The sequence below is a fragment of the Allofrancisella frigidaquae genome (genome assembly GCF_012222825.1).
Classification (GTDB): Bacteria; Pseudomonadota; Gammaproteobacteria; order Francisellales; family Francisellaceae; genus Francisella; species Francisella frigidaquae.
On sequence record NZ_CP038017.1, the window covers coordinates 1,306,015 to 1,324,325 of the forward strand.

The window sequence follows — 18,311 nt, forward strand, 5'->3', positions numbered from 1 at the left end:
TTTACTTCTGTAAGTAAATATATCTTCCAAAAATTTATCTAAACAAAATAGGTAAAAATCTTTATAATAGCTATAATCCAACAAGTCAATATCAAATAATAATGCGGAAAATACTAGTTACCAACGCCTTACCTTATGCTAATGGTGATTTACACTTAGGTCACATGCTTGGCTATATACAATCAGACATTTGGGTTAGGTTCCAAAAATTACAAGGTAATAAATGTGTCTTTGTCTGTGGTAGTGATACTCATGGTACACCGATAATGTTAAAAGCTAAGAGCCTAGGTATTTCTCCTGAAGAATTGGTTAAAAGTTTTTCAGAAAGACACTTAAAAGATTTTACAGATTTTGAAGTTGAGTTTGATAATTATCATTCTACCCATAATAAACTAAATAAAGAAATCGTTGAAGAGATATACAATAAATTAAAAACAAAAGGCTTAATTTCAACAAAAGAAATTAATCAAGCATATGATGTACAAGCTAAAATGTTTCTGCCTGATAGATTTGTAAAAGGCACATGCCCAAAGTGTAAAGCTGAAGATCAATATGGAGATAGCTGTGAAGTCTGTGGAGCAACCTACGATCCTACTGATTTAATAAACCCAAAATCTGTAGTTTCTGGTAAAGCTCCTATTCAAAAAAAATCTGAGCACTTTTTCTTTGATTTACCAGCTTTAGAAAAAGATATAGAAACTTGGATAAGCACAAACCAACAGTTACAGCCAGAAGTCGCCAATAAACTAAAAGAATGGTTTGAGCAAGGTTTACAAAGTTGGGACATATCACGCGATGCTCCATACTTTGGTTTTGCAATACCTGACACAAATGAGCAGAAATATTTTTACGTATGGCTAGATGCTCCTATGGGCTATATAGCTAGTTTTAAAGACTATTGCAATAAAACTGGTATAGATTTCGACCAATTTTGGGGCAATGGTAATCAAAGTGAACTTTACCATTTTATAGGAAAAGATATTATATATTTTCATGCTTTATTCTGGCCAGCTATCTTAGCTTCTACAGGATACAAAACACCAACTAGTGTTTTTGCAAATGGATTTTTGACTATAAATGGTAAGAAGATGTCAAAATCACGCGGTACTTTTATCCAAGCAAGAACATACCTTGATAATCTAGAGCCAAGCTACCTAAGATATTATTTCGCATCTAGACTAACCTCTAAAATAGATGATATTGATTTAAATCTAGAGGAATTTGTTACTAAATCAAACTCCGATATAGTCGGAAAAGTTGTAAATATTGCTAGTCGTTGTGCAGGATTTATATACAAAAATTTTGATGCTACTTTATCAACTGAAACTTATGACACAAATCTAGAGAAAGAGTTTACTGATAGTCATAATTCTATTACGCAGGCATTTGAAAAAAGAGAGTTTGCAACTGCTGTTAGGCTAATAATGGCATTAGCAGATAAAGCAAACCAATTTATAGACTTTCATAAACCTTGGCAACTAGCTAAAGAAGCTGAACATGAAAAGAAAGTTCATCAAGTATGCTCCCAAGGTATTAATATGTTTAAGGTTTTAGTTTCTTATCTTAAACCAATTGTTCCTAGCATAGCTGAAAAAGCTGAAACATTTTTAAATATTAAAGTTAACAACTGGAATGACGCACCAAATTTTTTAAAAAACCATAAAATAAGCAAATTCAAGCCTCTCGCTACTCGTATAGAAAAAGAAAGAGTTGATAAAATTTTGGAAGATACAAAAATGATACTCGAAAAAGAACAATCTCAGCAGCCTCAGGATAAGCAACAAGATCAAAAAGTGGATATAGCTACAGAATGTACTTTTGACGATTTCATGAAAGTAGATTTACGTGTTGCAAAAATCATTGAAGCCTCACATGTTGAAGGAGCTGATAAACTCCTTAAGTTAATTTTAGATTTAGGTGGTGTTACTAAGCAAGTATTTGCTGGTATAAAATCAGCATATAATCCTGAGGACTTAGTAGGTAAACATACTGTTATGGTTGCAAACCTAGCACCAAGAAAAATGAAATTTGGTGTTTCTGAAGGAATGGTTTTAGCTGCTGGAGATGGTAAAGGTCTATATATACTAGAACCTCATGAGGGCGCTAAACCTGGCATGAGAGTAAAGTAAATATGGCCAAAAAAACTTTTTATATTTTTGTCGTTTTTGTACTTTTTCTAGGCGCCTTAATAAATTACCTTGATCGCTCAACATTAAGTATTGCCAACACCTCAATCGCTACTGATTTCAATATAAGCCCTTCAGGAATGGGATTATTACTATCTGCTTTCATGTGGTCTTATGCTTTATCAAGTCTTCCAGCTGGATACTTAATTGACTATTTTGGTATTAAACGTATTGCTATATTAAGTATGGTAGCATGGGCAGGAGTATGTATTCTAAGTGGTTTAGCTGTTGGTTTCTATTCGGTTCTTGTAATGAGAATCTTATTAGGAATAGCTGAAGCACCTTTATTCATAATTGCAACAAAAATTATCCAACAAAATTTCTCAGTTGCTAAAAGGGGTTTTGTATATTCAATAGTTGCTCTCGGTCCAAGACTTGCAAATGTTATAGCTCCAATATTTTTAGTTAGCTTAATGCTTTTAGTTAGTTGGCGAGGCATGTTTATCTTACTTGGAGTTGTCGGCTTAACCACAACTTTTATCTGGGCTAAATTACAAAATCATAGTTACTTTGCCCACAATAATGATGGCTTAAAACCAAAACCGCTGACAAAAAAACAATTCAAAGCCATAATAACCAATCATAATGTAATATTTTTATGTATCGGTAATATCTGTAGCACTTATACTTATTGGTTATTTATAACATGGTTGCCATTTTATTTTATTGAAACAAAGAACCTTAGCCTATCACAAATGGGGCTTGCAACATCTTTATCATTTTTATCGTCGCTTATATCTGTCGTACTAGGTGGTATAGTTTCTGATTACCTTATAAAACGAGGTGTTTCAGCTATTGCTTCACGTCTAACTCCTATCATCTTTGGTTGTCTAATAGCTGGTGTAGCAATAATAGTAATCCCTATTTTAGACAATATCTTAAGTATAATTTTTTTTATAAGCATTAGTATCTTTTGTCTAGGACTTAGAATATCACCAACATGGGCAATAATTGCTGACATAGCCCCACCTAAATTAATAGGAATAGTTGGTGGTATACAAAATCTAGCTAATTTTATTGGCGCTGGATTAGCCCCTCTAACAACTGGTTTTATTTTGCAGGAAACAGGAAATAATTTTAGCATCGTTTTTATTGCTGGAAGTATTATTTGTATTTTAGGCTCCTTGAGCTACTTATTTATAAATACTAAAAAAATAATTAGTCATCAAATTATCCAATAAGCTTTCCTAACCTTCACAGCAAACTTACCACCCTAATCTAATATGCTCGAATTAACTACTATTTTATTCATTTGTAAAACCTTCGACACTTCCTGCACCTTCACGCAAAACAGTATAAGGCAATTCTAGCATCTCAATTACAGTAGTTGACTCATAACCACAGTAGTCAGATTCTACTATTAAATCTATATTATTCATGATTTCATTATCAATATTACTACAGTCAGTTATAACATGACCCTGAGTCGGTAGAATAAAAGAACTAACTACCAAAGGCTCTCCTATCTCTGCACTTATAGCTTGAGGAACATAATGATCACTTACTCTTATACCCACAGTGTTCTTAGATTTAGTAACAAGTAAAGAAGATACCTTTTTAGTAGCATTTAGTATAAATGTATATGGACCTGGAGTATACCTTTTTAGTAGTCTATAAGCATTGTTATCAACTTTAGCGTATTCTGAAATTTCAGAAAGATCTTTACACAAAAGTGTAAAATTATGGCTACTATCTAAATCTCTTATTTTCCTAATTTTATCTATAGCTTTTTTTGATTTCATTTTACAAGCTAAAGCATATCCTGAGTCGGTTGGAATGGCTACAACACCTTCTTTATCTAATACTTGTTTTATTTCTTGTAGTGCTAAAGTGTTGTTACCGTAACTATATAATTCTATTAATCTCTTCATAATCTTCTTAACAAAGGTTATACTTTTATGATAATTATACAACACTTATTAAATTTAGCCTAAATTATGAATAAAATGCTTAATGATCTATTGCCCGCAATCGTTTTTTTTGCGATTTATAAAGTCTATGATATTTTTTATGCAACTGCTGCTTTAATTATCGTTACTATAGCACAAGTTATATGGGAATACATAGCTCATCGTAGAATTGCCAAGATGCAAATTTTAATTACTGTATTGGTAATAATATTTGGTGGTGCCACTTTATATTTCCATAACGAGGAGTTTATCAAATGGAAAGTTAGTATAGTAAACTGGCTAATAGGTATTGGATTAATAATAACAACCTACGTTATGCAAGAAACTCCCATGGAAAAGCTTCTTAAAGAAGCTGTTAATCTTAATTCACACAAATGGAAAGTAATTAATAATATGTGGGGGGCATACTTTGTAATTCTTGGGACGATTAATCTTTTTGTAGCGTATTTTTTCTCTACAAATATATGGATGAATTTTAAACTTTTTGGGCTTTTAGGTATTACTTTTATATTTATGGTAATCCAATCATTATATTTATCCAGAAATATGAAAAAATAAATTAGATTTTTAATTGCAAACTACATGTTACAAAATATATAATTTACATCTACCTAGATAGTTCTAAAATATATAAAAAATAATTAAATTAAGCTTTTGCAAAACAATGAAAGACAATTATAGAAAATACCCAAAAAAAATTCTCTTTTTTAATAAACTAGTCAGCTATTTACTTTTAACTATAATATTAGCTATTTTTAGCTTTCTTGAGCTAGTAGTAATGATAGTAATATTTTTAATTTTTATAAGTTTCTATGTAGCTATAATTATTTTGGGCACTATATACTTAGCTATTACATACACATTTAAAGTAAAGAAGAACATAAAAGATAAAAAAGCTACTTAATCTTTTTTAACCAAGTTTGCAGCATAAGCTCTAGCTCCTATCAATCCAACGTCTGTATTCATTATTATGTGGATTGGAAAATCTTTCATCATTGCTGACATTCTCCCTTTATCTCTAAATTTTTCCAAAAATTTGCTTTCTTTAATCTGATCAATAAGTCTTGGTGCAATACCTCCGGCAATATATAAACCCCTAAATGGTAAGCTTGTTAAAGCTAGATTACCTGCAATTGATCCATAAATACTCAAAAATATATCTACAGCTCTTGAAGCAGATGGTTCTTTATATTCTATAGCATACTTAACTATTATTGCTGCTTTATCTGAATCTGAAACTTTAAATAGGTCTCTACGTAAACTGGTACATTCTGGTTGATTATATAATGGGTTTCTAACTACATATTTATAAATATTATAAATACCATAACCACTACAAAACCTTTCCGGAGAAACTCTGTGTAAAGTCTTACGCATAAATTTAAATAATTCAACCTGCTCATCATCAACTGGAGGGAAATCAACATGCCCTCCTTCAGTTTTGTAAACTCTAGGCTTATGGTTTTCATCATAACTCACCAAACACATTCCAAGCCCAGTTCCTGCACCAATAACTGCACAAAGGCTATTATCATCTTTTTTACCTTCTTGAACAGTGATAATATCCTTTTGTCGATCTAATCTTTCAATACCATAGCCAATGGCTTCAAAATCATTTATCACTTTGACTTTACTTTTATCAATACCTAAACCCTCAGCAACGTATTGCTCTGAAACCATCCATGGCAAATTTGTAATTTCGACCTCTCCATCTACCACAAAACCAGCAACAGCTAAGCAGACAGAATCAATTTTTCCAGCCAAATCAATTGCAGATAAAAAAATATCAATAACATCAGATAGACAATTAAAATCTGCTCCTTTGTATTTTCTTACAGCTATACTTTGAGTTTTACCATTTTCCAACTGAGAAACTTCTAATCTAGTATTAGTTCCTCCAATATCTCCAGATAATATATACATAAACCCTATTTCCCTTATTTACTATCTTGCCAGTACAAATATATGATATTCTGCTATAATTAGACAATAACTAATATATCATAAATCTTAGTCTAAATGTCTAAAGAAAATAAAACCACAGATTTTGGCTTTACAGAAGTACCATGGGAAGAAAAACAAAAAAAAGTTGCTGGAGTTTTTCACTCAGTTGCAGCTAAATACGACCTAATGAATGACTTAATGTCTTTTGGAATACATCGAATATGGAAAAAGCAAACAATCTCAAAAGCTGGTATTCGTAAAGGAGATAGAGTTCTAGATTTAGCAGGCGGTACAGGAGATTTAGCTTATAAGTTTTGTCAGCTAGTAGGTTTTCAAGGTAAAGTTGTTCTTAGCGACATTAACTCCTCTATGTTAGAAGTTGGTAAAGAAAAACTAACTAATAAAGGTTGTGTTGGAAATATTGAATATGTACAAGCAAATGCTGAATACTTACCATTTCCTGATAACTTTTTTGATTGCATAACTATATCTTTTGGTTTAAGGAACGTTACAGACAAAGATAAGGCTCTAGCTTCTATGTGTAGAGTTTTAAAGCCAGGTGGTAGATTACTAGTTTTAGAGTTCTCTAAACCTATAATACCTATGCTTGCTAAAATTTATGATGAATACTCTTTTAAAGCATTACCTTTTTTAGGAAAAATTATTACACAAGATGCTGATAGCTATAAATATCTAGCAGAATCAATACGCAAGCATCCTGACCAAGAAACTTTAAAACAAATGATGTTAGCTGCTGGGTTTGATAGTGTTGAATATCAAAATATGACTGGTGGTATAGTCGCTTTACACAATGGATATAAATACTAAGAATGATAGAAACCATTAACAAAGCTTTAAATTTAATAACCAAACTTGACCCACAAGCTAGTCACTTACTACTTCCTTTAGAGAATAAGTCACTAGCTATACGCTTTAGTGATATAGACTACATAGTTTCTATAAACATAAAGAATCAACACATATACGCTACCGACTCCACTTCAGAAAATACTTTAAGTGGCAAGTTAGCTCACGTTATAGAGTTAATATTTAATAAAAACCTACAAGAGCTTTTAATAGCTAAAAAACTAGACTACAAAGGCAGCTTAAAAGCACTCAACGAGTTTAATCATTTTTTTAATGCTCTTGATATTGATATAATCTACAAAATTTCGCAAATTACAAGCCCAAGCTTTGCTAACCTAGTTGCAAAACCATTTAACAAAGCTAGAGAATATTTACGAATATCTCGTCAAGAAACTATCATTGATATAAAAGATTACTTAACTGAAGAAAAACAGCTACTAATTTCACAAAATGAAATAAATATCTTCTATCGTGAGATTCAAGAATTAAAGCAATCGGTTGATAGAATAGATTTGAAACTAAAGTTATTACAAGGTTTGTATAATGATTAAAAAATTTTTCAGACTTATTTATATTTTTTATATCGTCAATAAATACTGCTTATTTAATGAACCAGTACGAGCTACAAATCTAAAATCTTTAAGGGCTATACTTTTTCTAAATCCTTTCTACTATTCAAGAAGAGTTAGAAAACTAGACCATGGTGTACGCATACGTGAAGCTTTAGAAAAGCTAGGGCCTATATTTATTAAATTTGGACAAGCTTTATCTATTAGAGCTGACTTACTACCTCCAGAAGTAATAAAAGAAGTTGCAAAGCTACAAGATGATGTACCTCCCTTTGATAGTAAACTTGCAATGCAACAAATTGAAAAAGCAACTAAACAAACTATTAAAGACATATTTAGTGAGTTTAACGAATCTCCACTAGCTTCTGCATCAGTAGCGCAAGTACATAGCGCCACTCTTCATAGTGGTGAAGAAGTTGTAGTTAAAGTTCTGCGTCCAAACATTGAGAAAATCCTTAAACTTGATACTTCTTTGATGCTAATTTTTGCTAAAGGACTTCGACTACTAAAAGAAATAAGAAGATTTAAACCTGTTGAAATTGTTAGTGAAATTAACCAAAGTTTTTTTGACGAGCTAGATCTTGTAAGAGAAGCTGCAAATGCTTCTCAATTACGTAGAAATTTTGAAAATAGTCCTATACATTACGTCCCTAAAATTTACTGGGAATATACTAGCTCTACTGTAATGGTGATGGAAAAGGTTAGTGGTGTTAGCGTTTCAGACATAGAAACTTTAGACTCCCTAGGAGTTGATCGACGTTTACTAGCAAAAAGAGGTGTAGAGATTTTCTACTCTCAAGTTTTTGATGACTGTTTTTTTCATGCTGATATGCATCCTGGAAACATGTTTATAGATGTAACAAACCCGGCCGACCCTAAATACATATCTATAGATTTTGGTATTGTTGGTACCCTAAATAGAGAAGACCAACGCTATTTAGCTGGAAATTTTTTAGCTTTCTTTAAGCGTGATTACAGAAAAGTTGCTGAATTGCATATTGAATCTGGCTGGGTACCAGCTAATACGCGTGTTGATGTACTAGAATCAGCAATTCGGACAGTTTGTGAACCTATATTTGAAAGACCTATGAAAGAAATTTCTCTTGGTTATACTTTAATGCAACTATTTAACGTCGCAAGAAGATTTGAGATGAATATCCAACCTCAACTAACTTTGCTACAAAAAACTTTATTCCATGTTGAAGGACTAGGGCAAAAATTATGCCCTGAATTAAATATTTGGGAAACCTCTCGCCCTATTTTAGAAAAATGGATGAAAGAGCAGATGGGGCTTAGAGGCTTTTACCATCGTTCTATAGAAAATATGCCTAGAGTTAGTGACAAACTTCCAGAGTTACCACGTATAGTTTTTGATATCTTGCAACAAACTCAAGCTAATCTAAAAAAAGAAAAACATGTATCTTACATAAAAATTCCACGAAAAAAACCTAGAAAATGGCCTTTAGTTTTAGGGCTTGGGTTGACAGGCTTAGGTATGTGGTATGGTTTATATGCTGATCCCACTCCTTTAGTAAAACTACAAGAATTTATAGAAACCCATCACAATGGATTTATTGCTACAGGAGTAGTTTTTTTAATTTACTATATTTTAAAGAAGGAGAAATAAAAAATGTCTGACTGTATCTTCTGTAAAATTATCACAGGTGAAATTCCATGCAACAAAGTTTATGAAGATGATAGTTTTTTAGCTTTTCATGATATCAATCCTGCTGCAGATATCCATGTACTAGTCATACCTAAAAAGCATATAGCTAGCTTAAATGAGTTATCTATACAAGACCAAGAGCTTATGGGTGAATTTATGTTAATTATCCCAAAAATCGCTAAGCATTTAGGACTAAAAGGTTTTAAAACTGTTATAAACACAGGTAAAGAAGGCGGTCAAATGGTATTTCATTTCCATGCTCATATACTAGGTGGTAAAATACATATGAGACTGCCTGAGTAATCTAAGAATACTCTACCCCGCCCTTACTAAGGTGATTATAGATATCTTGTCAATCTGACTTCCTTTTTTAATAGTTTGAACAAATTCTTTTAAAGTTGACCCTGTTGTTAATACATCATCAAAAACTACTAAGTGTTTTGCTTGTATTGGCTTATTTAACTTAAAAACTCCTTTTATCTGATCTATACGTTTTTGCTTAGAAGATTTTGATTGAGGTTTTGTATACTTAACTCTTTTATAATTTGTGAAAGTTGTTGGGATATTAGTATATTGTGAGAGTTTATTAGCTAGAAGCTCTGCTTGATTAAAACCACGGTATAAATACCTAAATCTATGGATCGGTACTGCAGCTATAGCGTCGATATCAACTAACTCCTTATCAATAGAATTTTGCCACCATATAGATATTAATTTATCAAATATTGATTCTACTAATAAATCCTTATGAAATTTTAGTTTCTTGAGTAAATACTTAACTTCTGCAGTGTAGTTAAGTAAATAATAATAATCATACTCCCCACAATCAAGTTCTAGTGTTTCTTTGTTAAAATTTAAATGGCTAGCCAAATCATCAGAACAATACTCACAAATAATATCGTCTGAGCTTTGTCTACATAGTAAGCAACTTTGTTTAAGGAGTATTTTTATTATTTTTGGTATAATCACCATATAACTAGCTACCTTTTATAAAAAACTTATGTTTAATTATAACCTTTTTCTAAAGTTACAATCTAGTAAACCTGCTACTAAGGTTCACCAAGAGTCTTTTATAAAAAATGAAATTGCTCAAAGGTTATTAAGCAGACTTGAGTTCATAAAATTAAAACCTAACAATATTTTAGTCGACGGTTACAGCGATGAACAATATCAAAATATTTTGAGCTTACGATTTCCTACAAGCAAAATACACAAACAACCAGGCCACCACATTAGATTTGACCTTATTGTCTCAAACTCGACAATCCACTTAACAGATAACATAGCTAATAAACTAGAGTATTATTATGAATCGTTAAATGATGATGGCATACTGCTGTTTTCAACTTTTGGCGATAGAACTTTTAGTAGTTTTAACAAAACTTTTGCTGAGATAGATAATCTAAAACATACCAATACCATGATAGATGCATTAACGTGGGGAAATACTCTACAGGCTAGCAAATATAAAACACCTGCAATAGAATCTGATCTTATAACTTTTACATACAAGTCTACAGAAACTCTATTTAATGATATACGTTCTCTAAACGAACCTCTATCTGATACCAAGATGCGAACAACTTTTACTGGTAAAAAACGCTGGCAAAAATTTATAAATAAACTTAGTAAAAATTTACAATTAGAAATAGAAGCCTTATATGGCTATGCTGTACGTAAAGCTAATGATAATAACGTTACTCCTCGACCAACTTCAAACAGAATAAGCTTAGATGATTTAAAAAAACAAATTATTGAATTTAAAAATACTACTAGCAATACATAATTGCCATAGTTGAAATATCGCGCCAGTCTTGTGATGTACACATATTTGGCTTTGCTAAAGGTTGGCAGTAAGTTTGCCATGCACCATCACCATATTTCTTCATAATCAAACAATTTTTAAAACGTATTTCTTCATTTTTAAGCAACCCAACTGTAGTTACATCCTCTATACGGTAGCCATCTTCTGATTGGTATTCTGATCTACTACTATTAACATTATCCTCTAAATTAGTTACTTGTGATGTTATTACACTAGTTGTTTTATTACCTTGCTCTGTTTCTTTTTCAAATGTTTCTTTGCCTAATATTTTTTCAGCTCTAGCCATTAGCTGATCATATTCTTGGTTCATATTTTTGCTAAACTGGTCCCATTCTTTTTTAGTGTGTTCAGGTAATTTCCCATTTCTGAGTTTTTCTACACTATTTTTATCAGTTTGTTCAGCTTGCTCACTGTCAGCTACTGTACCCGCCAAACCAATAGTTTGAGATTCTAAATTAGTACTTCCAGCAGTGTCTGCATAAGCAAAACCCAAAGATATGGAAATAATTAAAAGAGTAAGTAATTTATTAATTTTCATATAACATATAAAAAGATTTTGTACGATTAAAAAAAGTATATTAAATATTGTGAATATAAAAAAGCCATTTTGCAATTGTATCATCAAATTACTATCTGTTCTTCATGTAACTCGATATTATAGTGCTTAAATATTTGATCTTTAATAAAGTTAATTAAAGCTAAAATTTCCTGACCAGTAGCTTCACCTTTATTAACAATAATCCCCCCATGTTTCGGGGAAATTTGCGCATCTCCTATAGATTTTCCCTTTAAACCAAGCTCCTGTACCATTACACCCACTGGAATATTAGCCTGAGGTCTTTTAAAAACACTTCCTGCTGTAGGTTTTTGAGGTAAGTTAGCCAGACGCCGAGAATAAATGTCATTTAACTTATTTTTGATCTCTTGCTTAGGTTTTTTTTCAAACTCAAATTCTGCTGACAAAATACACAGGTTACTCTTATCTTTAAACATTGAATACCTATATCCATATTCTATATCTTTTTTTGCATAGTTTATAACCTCTTGTGTAAGAAGATCCAAAACTCTTACACTCTTGACACAAGTATAAATCTCATCACCATAAGCACCAGCATTCATAATAAGTGCCCCACCAATACTAGCTGGAACATCATAAAATGTTTCTATTCCACTTAAACCGGATTTATATGTGGCTATAGCAAGATCTTGTAATAACGCTCCTGACTGCACATTGACTGTGCTTTCTTGAATTGTAAACGAATTAAAATTCTTACAAAAAATTACAAAAGCAACCTCATCATCATAATATTTTTTAGAAAAGATAATATTACTACCATTACCCAAAAAAAATATTTTCTCATGCTTATTGGCTATGGCTAAAACCTCCTCTTCACAACTTGGAAAATAAACATTCCTAGCAAAAGATTTAATTCTATAAGTATTATATTTCTCTAGAGATAAGTAATTTTCTGGCATCGAGTCACCTAAATATCTTGCTCTAGAAGCTCTATTTGCATAAAGTGCGACATATTATCTACAAGATTATCATAGCCTCTAAATATTTGATGGGCATTATTAATAGTAGAAAATTCATCCAGTAAAGAACCTGCCATCAAACACGCCATACCAGCACGTAAATCCTTCACACTCATAACAGCTGCTCTAAGGTTTTCGTAGTCTTTTATTGGATTTATCTTTATAAGGTTATTATCAATAGATAAATCAAAACCCATTTTACGAATCTGATAAACGTAATTAATACGCTCTGGATATACCGTATCTTGTATAGTGCTAGGACTGTTTGCTATAAGCAGCATAACAGCATAGATCGGTTGCAAATCTGTAGGGAAATGCGGAAACGGCGCTGCAATTATGTCCACCCCGTTTAAACTACTATCCTTACCAAAAAATTTTATAGTTTTATTTTCTTGGTTATATTCCCAATTTGCTCCAGCATTAGTAAGCTTTTCTAAAGGTTTTTCAATATTGTAGATATCATATGTATTAATATTTGTGATTGTAACGTCCGTTTTATACAAATATGCCATAGCTGCGTAAGTCATAGCTTGGATACGATCAAATATAATCTCAAACTCACATCCTAAAAGTCTAGTTACCCCGTGTATTTTTATTTTTCTACTTCCAATATCAAAATCAATCCTTGCTCCACACTTATTTAGGTATTCTATTAAGGTAACCACTTCTGGTTCTAATGCAACATTTTCTAAAACCACCTCTGAACTACCTATCACCGCATACATCACTAAGTTCATCGTAGCACCAACAGACGGAAAAGGCATCTTAAACTCTGCGTTTTTTTCTTCTTTGTATATGACTTCAATATGCTCATCAGTTAATTTAACTTCTGCTCCTAAAGCTTCTAAGCCACTTAAATGAATATCAAAAGGCCTTTTTTCACTAAAACTACATCCACCTGGAAAGCCAATCTTAACTTTACCCTTTTTCTTTAGCATTGAACCTAAAAGCATCAAAGAACAGCGCGTCTTTGAAGTCATTTCGCCACATAGTTCAAGTGGCTCTATAGTGACACTACTCGTGTCAATACTTACTTCTTCACCTTTTTCGGTAACTTTTGCACCAACGTTTTCTAAAATTTCCTTTGCGCCTTTATAGTCTAAAAGAGTAGTAGGGACATTAGTAAATTTTGTTTTTGTATCTGGAATTAAACTAGCAAAAATAAGGTGTAAAAGAGCATTTTTCGCCCCACTAATATTTATAGTTACATCAGAAGCAATATTATTTAGCTTTCTTACTCTTAGTACTTTCATTATTTATTCTCTTATTTTTTCTATTTGCAAAAGGGTTATCTGACTGTTTAAACTCAAATATTACAGGGGTACCACGAAAATCTAAAGCTTCTCTAAAGAAATTTTCTAAATATTTCTTATAAGACTGTGGTAGTTTGCTAAGCTGGTTTCCATGAATAACTATAACAGGAGGATTATGTCCGCCAACATGAGCATATTTAAGTTTTATTCTAAATTTACCAACCATTGGTGGCGAATGTGCTTCTATCGCTAATTGTAGCAATCTAGTAGTATCGGCTGTAGTTATTTTCTTATTAGCACATTCATAAGCTGTATCTATAGATTCAAACACATGACCAACATTTGTACCATGCAACGCTGAAATAAAATGGATATCTACATAATCTTGTAAGAAAAATAAACGTCTTTTAAGTTCTTTTTTAACGTTTTCTTTAGCTTCATCTGTCATACCATCCCATTTATTAACAGCGATAACTAATGCTCTGCCATTTTTTATAGCAAAATGAATTAAACTTAAATCTTGATCTGAAATACCTTCTTTAGCATCAACTATAGCTACTACAACATTAGAATCCTGAATAGCTTGTAAGGTTTTAACTACTGAGAATTTTTCTAAAGTTTGTTTTATTTTACCTCTTTTACGTACTCCAGCAGTATCAATAATAGTATATTTTTTACCATGTCGCTCAAATGGGACACTTACACTATCAATAGTTGTACCAGGCATATCAAATACAACAACTCTCTCCTCTCCAAGCATTCTATTAGTCAAAGTCGACTTACCAACGTTTGGTCTACCAATTAATGAAAAGTGTATGCCATGGCGGGTTTTTTCTTTATGCTCATCTGTTTGTGTATGATCTTGGTAATACTCTAACAACGGTTTTTTTAAATACTTATCTAAAAGCTTTTGAATATTACGACGGTGTGCTGCAGATATAGCAAATACTTTTTCAAAACCTAATTCATAAAACTCTGCCATTGCAGAATTTTCTTCAACACCGTCTACTTTATTTACAACTACTACAACTTTTTTATCTTTCTGACGAAGTAAATTAGCAACGTATTCATCACCGCTTGTTAGCCCTGACCTACCATCAACAACAAAAAAAACCAAATTTGCTTCATCTATAGCCATCTCTGCTTGCTTTGCCATAAATTCATCAAAGCCAATATCTTTATCAGAAATTCCTCCAGTATCTACCACCAGATAATCAAGATCATCATACTTTGACTGTCCATATTGACGATCACGAGTAACACCCTCAAAATCGAAAACCAAAGCATCTCGAGAGTTAGTTAATACATTAAACAGAGTAGATTTACCAACGTTTGCTCTACCCACTATAGCTGTTAGAAAAGACATTAAAATATAGCCATTTAGATTATTATATTATTATTGCTCAATATTACTCTATTTATATGTATTTATAAAGCGAATACTATTTAGATGTCTTTAACTTTTACATTAAATAAAGACTTCCGTCCTAGAAATAAGATTAAACTAAACTTATAAAACTAACTCTCCCACGGCGTCATTGACCGAGGTGTTGCAACCGAAGGCTTCTTATCTTGAAATACGGCTGCTTTAGGTTTAATGATAGATTGATTAACTTGCCTTTTAGATATTTTATTACCAGTCTCTCTTGGCTTCACCTCCACCTGAGAGTTTACCATAAATTGCTGAAAAGACATTTTTTTGGTTGAACGGTCAAAACAAACATTTTCATCCATAAGTATCTGCTCACAGTCATATGTATTCTTATCTTGTAGTGCTTTCTTTCTAAGTTCATTACTATAATCCAGACGTGAGTCCCATGTATTTAGTGGTGACCTACTACTAGCGAAAGTTGGAGTAGCTGACCGATCCTTATTAATAGGATTATAATGATATTCTTCATATTTGAAAGTTGGAGTAGCAGACCGATTCTTATTAATAGGATTATAATGACCTTCTTCATATATTTCTGGTGAGAAACGTGCTAAATATGGTGGAATATTTTCCATGTATTTTCCGCTCTTCAAATTTCGTATGTGTCTGGGTTGCTGAGTACAAATGTAATTGAAAAATCCAGGTTGTGGTGTTTTATTCAAATTAAAACCTTCAACTAGACAATCATTAACCGTTAAGTTGGGTACGAAGTATTTTTTATATTTTTTAGTATCAAAATTTTGTCCAAGAGCGTACTTAACAACGATATAAAGAAAATAATGTCGAGCTATTATTTCACTGTGTTTACATGAGTGACGTATGTCAATTGTAATTGCTTGATCGTAAATAGTCGTAGAAGGCAACTCAAAGCACACCCTTTTATAAAAAGGATTTAAACAAGAATTAATAGCATAAGCAACTGGTTCTTTTAAAAAAGATTTAGGAAGAGGATAAGCTGCTTCTCTATTTAAAAGTGAAACGACAAAATCTACTTTTCCTGTTTTAAAAAAATCATTTGCTTTTTTTACCTCAGAAAAATAGTGATCCTTTGCATTTCCAGGTACAGGGTCCATCATTATACAGCTAGCTTTAATGCCTCTTTTTGAAAGCATTGTGGCGCAATACATAGCCACTATTGCACCTCTACTAAATCCTGCTGTAATGACGTAGTCATAGTTTTGATAATTATAGTGTGCTGTACCACTTTTGGGAAAACTGAAGGCTTCAAATACGTTACTAGCCTCTTCTTCTATATTACAAAATAGTCCATCATAAATTTTTTTTAACGATGTACCTGTAGTGGCTGCTCCAGGTATATCTATCGAATTTATAACAACCATAGGTGAGAGATCGACGTTAAGTTGGCTTTCATTATGCCAACTGTCATAAATTGGAACACCGCAATCTTTAGGCATTTCTTTTGCCTCTGGATTATTTCGGCAGTATTCTTTTCTTACCTTTATCACAGAATTTGGATCTCCAGTTCCTCTAAAAAATAGATATAGCACTTTTTTCATACTCAGCCTCAAAATAAATTATTTTTAAGAAAAATATTTGTTTTAAATAAAAAATCAACATATAATAATTATTATTTTACTTAAATATATATTTAGATGTGGAATGGCATATTCAATCACAATTGATCTGATTCAAAGGTTTAAATATAAACTGAAATATCTAAAGTAACAGTATTCATATGCTGGCCATTATACAAACTCTGATAAGAATACTCCGGACCAAACAATACATTATTATCAAAAAAAGACCTTTGCGTAGAGATCAATACCTGATCTTTAATTCCTGAAGCACCCATAACCCTACTTGCTGAAAAAGAAAGAGGCATAGGAATGTTATCAGCATTATATGAACGTCCATAGCTGATATTGATATTTTGGCCACTTCCGAAAATAGTAAATGTGTATGCAGCTTGAACTGTAAAAGCTCCTGCGTAGGAATCATTTATACCATTAAATTGGATACTTTTATTCGTTGTAGTAGCCCAACCTGCTCCTAAGTTAAAACTCCCAGGGAACATATTTGTAAGGTTTAAAGCAAAATCAATATTAAACTCGCCTACTCGCTTATTTACAAATGAAAACCTATTATTAGCTCCACGAATATCATGCATATATCCTGTATTAAAACCAAGTTGAACCATATCAAATAATCCAACCGCATCAAAATAGGCCAAAGAAAAAGTAGGATGATCTCCTGCATTTGAAACTGTGAAGTTAGCATTTGAAGTATCCCCCTTATAATTAATAGCTGCATTAGCTACACGAAGTGGGCGAAACATATTTGCAGTTAGACCAGTTGTCCAGGGACCACCTCCCCCAAAACTTCCCAAAGAAACCCTGTACTTACCTACAGATAAAAAAAACGGTGACGTATCTAAATTCCCAATCATGAAAAAAGCATCTTGGATATTGTAGCTATTATTTTGACTAGCTGTAAAATCTAAATTAGCTGTAACATAATGACCTACGTTTGCCAAAAAATAAAGTGTTGCGGCAGTTAAGTAAACTCCCTCACCAGCACCTTCAAGCACCGAGCCATTACGTTGAGTGATAGCTGAACCTCTCCAGCCTTGCAAATCAGTTTCTATAAAACCACCAAAAAAAATAGCATAATCATCATACAACCCTCTTTGGTTAAGTATACTAGAAGCAAATAAATTACTAGGTAGCTGACCAATTGGGATACTGTTATTACTTGAAAATGATCCGACGTAAGATACCTGACCCTGTGTTGTAATCTTAACTTCACCGCCTACATTAACATCTGATACTTTTTTATTAGTCTTATTTATACGCTCTTGTAAAATCTTTTCTTGAAGCTCTTTACTCTTATCCTCAAAAAGGTCATCATTAAAAGTAGAGTTTATAATTTCTCTTTGTAAATCCAAACTAACCGGACTTTGCTGCTTGGCATTAAGGTTACCAATCTCAAGCTCTAAAAGCTGAATTTGATATACTAATTTACTTATTTCTTGTTGTTGAATATTCTTAAGACCACTAGTAGTATCTTTAGAATTAGCTACGCTAGCACTAAAAATTGACAGCACTGTGAAAAAAAATACTTTTTTTTTGACATCAAAATTAAAAAAACAACTATGATATGGTA

17 protein-coding genes are annotated in these 18,311 nt (G+C 32.1%); 8 read left to right on the forward strand and 9 right to left on the reverse strand.

Features of this window, described 5'->3' with window-relative positions; all coding sequences use genetic code 11:
* The first annotated feature begins 101 nt into the window (after positions 1-101).
* Positions 102-2,129 carry a methionine--tRNA ligase gene (metG, locus tag E3E15_RS06175; protein ID WP_172106990.1) on the forward strand — a complete coding sequence of 676 codons (2,028 nt, stop codon included), beginning with the start codon at positions 102-104 and terminating at the stop codon, positions 2,127-2,129.
* A gap of 2 nt (positions 2,130-2,131) precedes the next feature.
* Positions 2,132-3,367, forward strand: coding sequence for an MFS transporter (locus E3E15_RS06180; RefSeq protein ID WP_172106991.1), 1,236 nt, complete (start codon positions 2,132-2,134; stop codon positions 3,365-3,367).
* A gap of 63 nt (positions 3,368-3,430) precedes the next feature.
* On the opposite strand, the gene E3E15_RS06185 is transcribed toward E3E15_RS06180, so the two are convergent.
* Positions 3,431-4,057, reverse strand: a complete 627-nt coding sequence (locus E3E15_RS06185) for an L-threonylcarbamoyladenylate synthase (protein ID WP_172106992.1) — start codon at positions 4,055-4,057, stop codon at positions 3,431-3,433.
* Between the two features lie 66 nt (positions 4,058-4,123).
* Here E3E15_RS06185 and E3E15_RS06190 point away from each other — a divergent pair, with 66 nt between their 5' ends.
* Positions 4,124-4,654, forward strand: a complete 531-nt coding sequence (locus E3E15_RS06190; protein ID WP_035720019.1) for a septation protein A — start codon at positions 4,124-4,126, stop codon at positions 4,652-4,654.
* Positions 4,655-4,996: 342 nt separating this feature from the next.
* On the opposite strand, the gene glk is transcribed toward E3E15_RS06190, so the two are convergent.
* On the reverse strand, positions 4,997-6,019 hold the full coding sequence (glk, locus tag E3E15_RS06195) for a glucokinase (protein ID WP_172106993.1): 1,023 nt from the start codon (positions 6,017-6,019) through the stop codon (positions 4,997-4,999).
* A 96-nt stretch (positions 6,020-6,115) separates the two neighbouring features.
* Between glk and ubiE the strand changes: the two genes are divergently transcribed.
* From ubiE to E3E15_RS06215, 4 genes are read left to right on the forward strand one after another with little or no spacing between them, the layout of a single operon-like run.
* On the forward strand, positions 6,116-6,868 hold the full coding sequence (gene ubiE / locus E3E15_RS06200; RefSeq protein ID WP_172106994.1) for a bifunctional demethylmenaquinone methyltransferase/2-methoxy-6-polyprenyl-1,4-benzoquinol methylase UbiE: 753 nt from the start codon (positions 6,116-6,118) through the stop codon (positions 6,866-6,868).
* 2 nt (positions 6,869-6,870) lie between these two features.
* Entirely contained in the window at positions 6,871-7,458 is a 588-nt protein-coding gene (locus E3E15_RS06205) for a ubiquinone biosynthesis accessory factor UbiJ (RefSeq protein ID WP_172106995.1), read from the forward strand.
* Positions 7,451-9,103: a ubiquinone biosynthesis regulatory protein kinase UbiB gene (gene ubiB, locus E3E15_RS06210; RefSeq protein ID WP_172106996.1), complete on the forward strand. Its 1,653-nt coding sequence runs from the start codon at positions 7,451-7,453 to the stop codon at positions 9,101-9,103. Before E3E15_RS06205 ends, ubiB begins: the two co-directional genes overlap by 8 nt.
* Before the next feature lie 3 nt (positions 9,104-9,106).
* Positions 9,107-9,445: a histidine triad nucleotide-binding protein gene (locus E3E15_RS06215; RefSeq protein ID WP_172106997.1), complete on the forward strand. Its 339-nt coding sequence runs from the start codon at positions 9,107-9,109 to the stop codon at positions 9,443-9,445.
* A gap of 12 nt (positions 9,446-9,457) precedes the next feature.
* Here E3E15_RS06215 and E3E15_RS06220 read toward each other — a convergent pair whose 3' ends face one another.
* Positions 9,458-10,114 carry a ComF family protein gene (locus tag E3E15_RS06220; RefSeq protein WP_172106998.1) on the reverse strand — a complete coding sequence of 219 codons (657 nt, stop codon included), beginning with the start codon at positions 10,112-10,114 and terminating at the stop codon, positions 9,458-9,460.
* Positions 10,115-10,142: 28 nt separating this feature from the next.
* On the opposite strand from E3E15_RS06220, the gene E3E15_RS06225 reads away from it, so the two are divergent.
* A complete protein-coding gene (locus tag E3E15_RS06225; protein ID WP_172106999.1) occupies positions 10,143-10,928 on the forward strand; it encodes a methyltransferase domain-containing protein in 786 nt (261 codons plus the stop codon).
* Here E3E15_RS06225 and E3E15_RS06230 read toward each other — a convergent pair.
* The 6 genes from E3E15_RS06230 to E3E15_RS06255 form a co-directional block, all read right to left on the reverse strand.
* Positions 10,915-11,505 carry a hypothetical protein gene (locus E3E15_RS06230; RefSeq protein ID WP_172107000.1) on the reverse strand — a complete coding sequence of 197 codons (591 nt, stop codon included), beginning with the start codon at positions 11,503-11,505 and terminating at the stop codon, positions 10,915-10,917. The genes E3E15_RS06225 and E3E15_RS06230 overlap by 14 nt on opposite strands.
* Before the next feature lie 83 nt (positions 11,506-11,588).
* The gene (murB, locus tag E3E15_RS06235) at positions 11,589-12,443 is read right to left on the reverse strand and encodes a UDP-N-acetylmuramate dehydrogenase (RefSeq protein WP_172107001.1); all 855 of its coding nucleotides are present in this window, start codon (positions 12,441-12,443) and stop codon (positions 11,589-11,591) included.
* Between the two features lie 8 nt (positions 12,444-12,451).
* Entirely contained in the window at positions 12,452-13,756 is a 1,305-nt protein-coding gene (locus E3E15_RS06240; protein ID WP_172107002.1) for a UDP-N-acetylglucosamine 1-carboxyvinyltransferase, read from the reverse strand.
* On the reverse strand, positions 13,725-15,122 hold the full coding sequence (gene der, locus E3E15_RS06245) for a ribosome biogenesis GTPase Der (protein ID WP_035720043.1): 1,398 nt from the start codon (positions 15,120-15,122) through the stop codon (positions 13,725-13,727). Before der ends, E3E15_RS06240 begins: the two co-directional genes overlap by 32 nt.
* Before the next feature lie 152 nt (positions 15,123-15,274).
* Positions 15,275-16,705, reverse strand: coding sequence for a hypothetical protein (locus E3E15_RS06250; protein WP_172107003.1), 1,431 nt, complete (start codon positions 16,703-16,705; stop codon positions 15,275-15,277).
* 140 nt (positions 16,706-16,845) lie between these two features.
* Positions 16,846-18,252 carry a DUF3573 domain-containing protein gene (locus E3E15_RS06255; RefSeq protein ID WP_172107004.1) on the reverse strand — a complete coding sequence of 469 codons (1,407 nt, stop codon included), beginning with the start codon at positions 18,250-18,252 and terminating at the stop codon, positions 16,846-16,848.
* Positions 18,253-18,311: the final 59 nt, after the last annotated feature.

Coding starts and splice junctions, on each gene's coding strand:
- E3E15_RS06205 (WP_172106995.1), top strand. CDS start 6,871: ATGATAGAAACCATTAACAAAGCTTTAAATTTAATAACCAAACTTGAC.
- murB (WP_172107001.1), bottom strand. CDS start 12,443: ATGCCAGAAAATTACTTATCTCTAGAGAAATATAATACTTATAGAATT.
- E3E15_RS06180 (WP_172106991.1), top strand. CDS start 2,132: ATGGCCAAAAAAACTTTTTATATTTTTGTCGTTTTTGTACTTTTTCTA.
- E3E15_RS06215 (WP_172106997.1), top strand. CDS start 9,107: ATGTCTGACTGTATCTTCTGTAAAATTATCACAGGTGAAATTCCATGC.
- E3E15_RS06240 (WP_172107002.1), bottom strand. CDS start 13,756: ATGAAAGTACTAAGAGTAAGAAAGCTAAATAATATTGCTTCTGATGTA.
- E3E15_RS06250 (WP_172107003.1), bottom strand. CDS start 16,705: ATGAAAAAAGTGCTATATCTATTTTTTAGAGGAACTGGAGATCCAAAT.
- E3E15_RS06185 (WP_172106992.1), bottom strand. CDS start 4,057: ATGAAGAGATTAATAGAATTATATAGTTACGGTAACAACACTTTAGCA.
- glk (WP_172106993.1), bottom strand. CDS start 6,019: ATGTATATATTATCTGGAGATATTGGAGGAACTAATACTAGATTAGAA.
- der (WP_035720043.1), bottom strand. CDS start 15,122: ATGTCTTTTCTAACAGCTATAGTGGGTAGAGCAAACGTTGGTAAATCT.
- ubiB (WP_172106996.1), top strand. CDS start 7,451: ATGATTAAAAAATTTTTCAGACTTATTTATATTTTTTATATCGTCAAT.
- metG (WP_172106990.1), top strand. CDS start 102: ATGCGGAAAATACTAGTTACCAACGCCTTACCTTATGCTAATGGTGAT.
- E3E15_RS06220 (WP_172106998.1), bottom strand. CDS start 10,114: ATGGTGATTATACCAAAAATAATAAAAATACTCCTTAAACAAAGTTGC.
- E3E15_RS06190 (WP_035720019.1), top strand. CDS start 4,124: ATGAATAAAATGCTTAATGATCTATTGCCCGCAATCGTTTTTTTTGCG.
- ubiE (WP_172106994.1), top strand. CDS start 6,116: ATGTCTAAAGAAAATAAAACCACAGATTTTGGCTTTACAGAAGTACCA.
- E3E15_RS06225 (WP_172106999.1), top strand. CDS start 10,143: ATGTTTAATTATAACCTTTTTCTAAAGTTACAATCTAGTAAACCTGCT.
- E3E15_RS06230 (WP_172107000.1), bottom strand. CDS start 11,505: ATGAAAATTAATAAATTACTTACTCTTTTAATTATTTCCATATCTTTG.